The following is a 6,000-nucleotide window of genomic DNA, read 5'->3' on the forward strand; positions in this document are numbered from 1 at the left end:
TACCCAGATCCTCGACTTCTCAAAGAAGCCGGGGATCTTTATCCTCAGCGATCGCCTAACACCGTCAGCTTTTGTAGTAGCATAGTAGTAGCAAAAATCTAACCAGAAACAAAAAATTACAATTATTGGTCTCTTAATCCATAAGTATCTACAGCAAAGATTATCATTAATTATGCGAGTTTCTTCTGCGGCAATTTTTACCTTAGCTACTTTAGCTGTTAGTAATGCCACTCAGCAAGCCAAGGCTGCACCGACTCAAAACATAAATCAAGAGCATAAAACCGCAACAACAGATGTGGTAATAGTGCCTGATGTAGAAACTCAAACAGCACAGGTAGAAACCTTAACAGCACCAGAAACTACTTATGCCATAGAATTTAGCTCTCAACCGATATCGCAACCAGTAGTTGTACGGACAAATATCAATAATTATATTAATAATAATAACAACAGTAACAACTTAATTACAGATGCTAATTTAGTAGTTACCGCCACCAATGTCCAGATCATAGGCGCTAATACAGAATTAGAGCAAATCATTCGTAAAGTTATTAAAACCCAAACTGGAGGAGGAACTAGTCAAACCCAACTTCAACAGGATGTAGCCGCAATTTTAGGCACTGGGTTATTTGCTAATGCCACAGTTAACAGTAGCAATACATCCGCTGGTGTAAATGTAGTTTATCAAGTGCAACCAATAGTTGTACAAGCATTACAATTAACTGGTGCAAAAGTTCTTACTTATCAAGTAGCCTTAGAAAATTTCCAAAATCAGATTGGTAAAGATATCAGTCCAGCAGCACTTCAGAACATAGTACAGCAAATTAACCAATGGTATAAAGATAACGGTTATACCCTAGCCAGAGTATTATCAATTCAACCGAACCGTCAAGGTATCCTCACAGTCAATGTAGCAGAAGGTTTAGTAGGTGATATCAAATTTCGGTTTTTGAGCGAAGAAGGCGAAAAATTTGATCAAAATGGTAATCCCATCAAAGGACGTAGTAAAGCAGATTTTATCAGACAGCAACTCAAACTAAAACCCGGAAAAGTATTTGCAGAAGATTTAGCACGGCAAGATATCCAAACTTTATATAAATTAGGTTTATTTAAAAGCGTCAATGTTGCATTTGAAGGAGACGCAAAAAAACTAGATTTAATCTATGAACTGCAAGAAGTAGGAGCGCGTTCTGTTAACCTGGGAGGTGGATATAATGCTGATGATGGGATATCAGTGATTGTTAGTTATAGAGATCAAAATGTTGGTGGTGTGAATGATACCTTGTCTGCAAATGTGGAACTAAACAGACAGGATGTACTGTTTAATACTAATTTTAACAGTCCTTATCGAGAAACTAACCCTGAACGTTTGGGTTATAACATCAAAACCTTCCGTAGAAGACAAATTTCCGATACCTTTGACGATAAAATCAAACTGCCGAATGGTGATAAAGTGCGGGAAGGGAAAATAGGCGCTAGTGTGAGTTTGCAACAAGAAATAGATGGTTGGGATGCTGCCTTGGGTCTTAATTATACTCGTGTTACTATCCGCGATCGCTCTGGAAATATTACCCCCAGAGATGCTAACAATAACCAATTATCCTTGAGTGATACTGGTGTGGATGACCTAGCTACCGTATCATTTACAGCCACTAAAGACAAGCGGGATAACCCAGTACAACCAACTGAAGGTTCAATTCTCACATTCAGCACCGAACAATCTATACCTGTAGGTAATGGACAGATTACCATGAATCGGCTACGGGGCAACTATAGTCAATTTATGCCCGTAAATTTATTTAACAGCACACAACCCCAAGTATTTGCTTTAAACCTGCAAGCTGGTACTGTAGTGGGTGACTTACCACCTTATGAAACTTTTAACTTAGGTGGTTCTAACTCAGTGCGTGGTTATGATGGTGGTAAAGTAGGAAGTGGTCGTAGTTATGTGTTAGCTTCTGCTGAATATCGTTTTCCGATCTTCCCTATTGCTGGGGGTGTGATATTTGCTGATTTTGCCACTGATTTAGGTTCTGGTGATACAGTGATTGGAGAACCAGCTAATGTGAGAAATAAACCTGGTAGTGGTTTTGGTTATGGTGCGGGTGTGCGCGTTGATTCGCCTTTAGGTTTAATTCGTGCTGATTTGGGAATTAATGATCAAGGTGAAAGTCGGGTGCATATTGGTATTGGTCAGAAGTTTTAATTTGGTTGTGGTGTGTTAAATTTCTAAGTAATGAACCACGTTCTGCGAAGCAGTTCCCGAAGGGTAGAAGCAAAGGACACGAAGGGAGGAGGTTTAGAGAGATTTTGCGTAAGTCTTGATTAATTAGGGTAAAATTATAACAGTGTGTTGGTTTTGAGTCTATGCGTCAATGTCTTAATCCTGACTGTCTTTTTCCTAATCCTGATAATTTTCAATATTGTCAAAAGTGCGGTAATAAGTTACTTTTGCGGGAAAGATATGCACCTCAATCAATTTTAGGTCAAGGTGGTTTTGGGAGAACATTTTTAGCTATTGATGAGGATAAACCATCAAAACCTTATTGTGTAATTAAACAATTTTTACCCCAAGCACAGGGAACAGATAGTATTGAAAAAGCATCCCAGTTATTTGCACAGGAAGCACAACGTTTAGAGGAGTTAGGTAAGCATCCGCAAATACCTGAGTTAATGGCTTATTTTACATCCGATAATCGTCAATATTTAGTACAGGAATTTGTTAAAGGTGCAACTCTACAAACTGAGTTAGATAAAAATGGTGTTTTTTCGGAACAGCAAATTAAAGGTTTATTAATAGAACTGTTGCCAATATTGGAGTTTGTTCATAGTAAACAAGTAATTCATCGAGATATTAAACCAGAAAATCTTATTTTGAGTAGTGAAAATAAGTTATTTTTAGTAGATTTTGGGGCGGCGAAAATAGTTAAACTACAGCAACGCACAGCTACAGGAACAATTATCGGATCTGCTGAATATTGCGCCCCTGAACAGTCAATGGGTAAACCTTTATTTAGTAGTGATTTATATAGTTTAGGGGTAACTTGTTTGCATTTGTTAACAGGAGTTAGTCCCTTTGATTTATATAGTCCGATGGAAGGGGAATGGGTATGGAGAGATTTTTTAAATGGAAATGTGGTAAGTGATGAATTAGGGAAGATTTTGGAAAAATTAGCAAGTCCTATTGCTAAACATCGTTATCAATCTGTAAAAGAAGTGATGCAGGAGTTAAATTTTGTAGATCAAAATGTGAGGCGATCGCCTTCTCAAATTTTACCTTCACCACCTCCACAATCTCAACCACCTGTGAAAATTCCCCAACCATCTGTTACTGTAACAAGTCGGTATCAAAAACTAGAGAAATTATTAGCAGCAAGAAAGTGGAAAGAAGCAGATGAGGAAACAAGACGGATAATATTGACGCTTGCTAACCGAGGAATACCGGGTTATTTGGAAATAGACAATGTTCTTAATATTCCAAGTGGAGACATCAGCATTATAGACAATTTGTGGGTAAAGAATAGTAATGGACGCTTTGGTTTTTCTGTGCAGAAGCAGATTTATGAAAGTGTGGGGGGAACAACAACTTACAACCGCCAAGTCTTGAATAGATTCATAGATAAGGTAGGATGGAGAACAGGAGAAAATTTACTGTCTTATAACGAGATTACCTTTGACATAAAAGCACCAAAAGCGCATCTTCCTTTTTTTCCCGTAGGTTCGATATGGTGGTGGAAAGTAGTTATTAGTTTGTATTCTCAAGATGATTACTGGAAAGCGGTTGTAATAGTTCTGATCTTGCGTTCATAACAGTAAACTGTAAAATTTAAAGATTACAGAAAAATATTAAGTCTGAATCAGGATAACCAGGATTAAAGGATGTACAGGATGTTACTGTTAACCTATTCAAAAATAACAGAAATTTCTCTCTGTGTCCTCTGTGCCTCTGTGGTTCGTTCTCAATCTCCTAGTCACAGATCCACGACTTAAAAACAAGGTAAAATCAAAGAATGATTAACCAAAGGTGAACAATGGAAACCCAACAACTAAAAGCCCTGATCAAAGAAACTATTTTAGAACTGATAGAAGAAGAAAAATGGACAATTAAAAAAATATTAATCCCAATCTTGAATAACAAAGAAAATGAAGACTGGAACGAGTTTTCCTTAGAACAAGCTATGAGAGACTTAGAAAATGATCATCTTCCTGAATACACCGAATCCGATTTAATAGAAAAATGGCAATAGCAGGTCAAATAGTTCTCTTCAGATTTCCGCAAACTAACCTGACACTGGGGAAATTACGCCCTGCACTACTCATCAAACCCCTATCTAATAATACTTATGATGACTGGTTGGCCTGTATGATTTCCACAAAAACAGGACAAGAAATAGTAGGATTAGATGAAATTATCTCACCCCAAGATGTTAATTTTTCGCAAACAGGCTTAAAATCAGAAAGTGTGTTTCGAGTTTCACGAATAGCTGTAGTTTCCGAACAGATACTTTTAGGAAAAATTGGTGAAATTTCTGAAGCAAGATTAACAAGAATTAGACAAAATCTAGCAAATTGGATTTTACAAGATTAGGTATATTATTAAACCAGATTTAGTAAACCGTGTTCAATCTCTAGTTGCTGATGTAGAAATTGATCTTGATGCAATTCTATCTGAAGAGGATGAGTAGCTTGTCTGCAAATCAGCCTTTATATACAACCTGGTCTAACTTTCTGTAAAAACTGAAAATTCTGTATTATAATAAGACAAGTGCTGCTTATAGCATTTCATAGTCATTACTCACCACAAAAAACACTATGCGCTTAAAAAGATGGGAATCCCCCCGTAAACAGGGGAGAAACGACAAAGGCCGGGGCGGTTCAGCCAGAAAAAGACAAATCAAGAAACAACAGCAGATGCTGAGAAACAAACTCAAAGAACGGCAAAAGCCAGAAAACAACCAAAAAAACCAGAAAAACAACCAACCAAGGGAAGGGATAACAACCTTCCCTCTTTTTTTGCCTCAAATCCCTCAGAACCCGGACTTCTCCAAGAAGTCCGGGATCTTCTATAGCCACCTGCTAAGGAATCGGAAATTTTTTGGAAATTTTTTGGAAAAAACCCTTGACAAAACCTATGGGGTGACTGCTATATTATTTAGAGTGAAAGCAGTGGGGCGTAGCCAAGCGGTAAGGCAGCGGGTTTTGGTCCCGCCATCCCTAGGTTCGAATCCTAGCGCCCCAGTATTATCAAATAATTATCAAGGGTAGATTAAAAAGTCTACCCTTTTTGATATTTTGGATTTTATATTTTAGATTTGGGATTTTAGATTTGGGATTTTAGATTTGGGATTTTAGATTTACCAATTACTCAATATTGTTATTTTTCGGGTGATTTTAAAGCTTGATCTAAAATTTCTCTCGCTTGTTCAGCTTTCGCTTTTGCTTCTTGATAACGAATATTAGCTTGGGCGAAATTTTTCAGCACCTTGAAACCTTCCTTGAGACGGGTAATTTCATCCTCAGTTACAGTATTATCAGAAAATAGAACATCAACAGCTTTACGAATTTCTAAAGCTTCAGCGCGGGTTTCCTGGACTTTTAACTTGAGTGTAGCCAAATTACTGAGAACTTGTACAGCTTGGGTAATGGCATCCTCACCGTTAGTATTATCAACAGTTGGTTCTTTGACTTCTATTAACTGTTGAGGACCAAAACCTTCTTCCAATTCTGTGGGTAGTTTATCAGCTTCCATCAGTTCCATCAACTGATCCATTGCTTTATCACGGGCTTTAGCCGAATCTCTTCCAGGAACAGTGAGGATAATTTCTGGACTTTGAGCGAGAGTATATTGAACCATAGTAGGGGAAAAATTTGCTGGTTTACCAAGATGGTATTTAATTTTAACATTTAAATTAATTGGTAATTGGTAATTGGTAATTGGTAATAATTTATTCCCACTGTCACCTGTCACCTGTCACCTGTCACCTGTCCCCAGTCCCCAGT

General features: G+C 37.6%; 5 protein-coding genes and 1 tRNA gene. 5 read left to right on the forward strand and 1 reads right to left on the reverse strand.

What is annotated here, in order from left to right:
- Positions 1–172: 172 nt before the first annotated feature.
- The 5 genes from H5968_RS03920 (at position 173) to H5968_RS03945 (ending at position 5,239) form a co-directional block, all read left to right on the forward strand.
- A complete protein-coding gene (locus H5968_RS03920) occupies positions 173–2,206 on the forward strand; it encodes a BamA/TamA family outer membrane protein (protein ID WP_187038889.1) in 2,034 nt (677 codons plus the stop codon).
- 161 nt (positions 2,207–2,367) lie between these two features.
- Positions 2,368–3,810, forward strand: a complete 1,443-nt coding sequence (locus tag H5968_RS03925) for a GUN4 domain-containing protein (protein ID WP_187038890.1) — start codon at positions 2,368–2,370, stop codon at positions 3,808–3,810.
- A gap of 221 nt (positions 3,811–4,031) precedes the next feature.
- Positions 4,032–4,247 carry a hypothetical protein gene (locus tag H5968_RS03930; RefSeq protein ID WP_187038891.1) on the forward strand — a complete coding sequence of 72 codons (216 nt, stop codon included), beginning with the start codon at positions 4,032–4,034 and terminating at the stop codon, positions 4,245–4,247.
- Positions 4,238–4,588, forward strand: coding sequence for a type II toxin-antitoxin system PemK/MazF family toxin (locus H5968_RS03935; RefSeq protein ID WP_187038892.1), 351 nt, complete (start codon positions 4,238–4,240; stop codon positions 4,586–4,588). Before H5968_RS03930 ends, H5968_RS03935 begins: the two co-directional genes overlap by 10 nt.
- Before the next feature lie 579 nt (positions 4,589–5,167).
- Positions 5,168–5,239: transfer RNA gene (locus H5968_RS03945), tRNA-Gln, on the forward strand.
- Positions 5,240–5,374: 135 nt separating this feature from the next.
- Here H5968_RS03945 and H5968_RS03950 read toward each other — a convergent pair.
- A complete protein-coding gene (locus H5968_RS03950) occupies positions 5,375–5,854 on the reverse strand; it encodes a hypothetical protein (RefSeq protein WP_187038897.1) in 480 nt (159 codons plus the stop codon).
- Positions 5,855–6,000 lie beyond the last annotated feature (146 nt).

It is taken from the genome of Sphaerospermopsis sp. LEGE 00249 (assembly GCF_014299995.1).
In the GTDB taxonomy this organism is placed as follows: domain Bacteria; phylum Cyanobacteriota; class Cyanobacteriia; order Cyanobacteriales; family Nostocaceae; genus Sphaerospermopsis; species Sphaerospermopsis kisseleviana.

Coding starts and splice junctions, on each gene's coding strand:
- H5968_RS03950 (WP_187038897.1), bottom strand. CDS start 5,854: ATGGTTCAATATACTCTCGCTCAAAGTCCAGAAATTATCCTCACTGTT.
- H5968_RS03920 (WP_187038889.1), top strand. CDS start 173: ATGCGAGTTTCTTCTGCGGCAATTTTTACCTTAGCTACTTTAGCTGTT.
- H5968_RS03930 (WP_187038891.1), top strand. CDS start 4,032: ATGGAAACCCAACAACTAAAAGCCCTGATCAAAGAAACTATTTTAGAA.
- H5968_RS03935 (WP_187038892.1), top strand. CDS start 4,238: ATGGCAATAGCAGGTCAAATAGTTCTCTTCAGATTTCCGCAAACTAAC.
- H5968_RS03925 (WP_187038890.1), top strand. CDS start 2,368: ATGCGTCAATGTCTTAATCCTGACTGTCTTTTTCCTAATCCTGATAAT.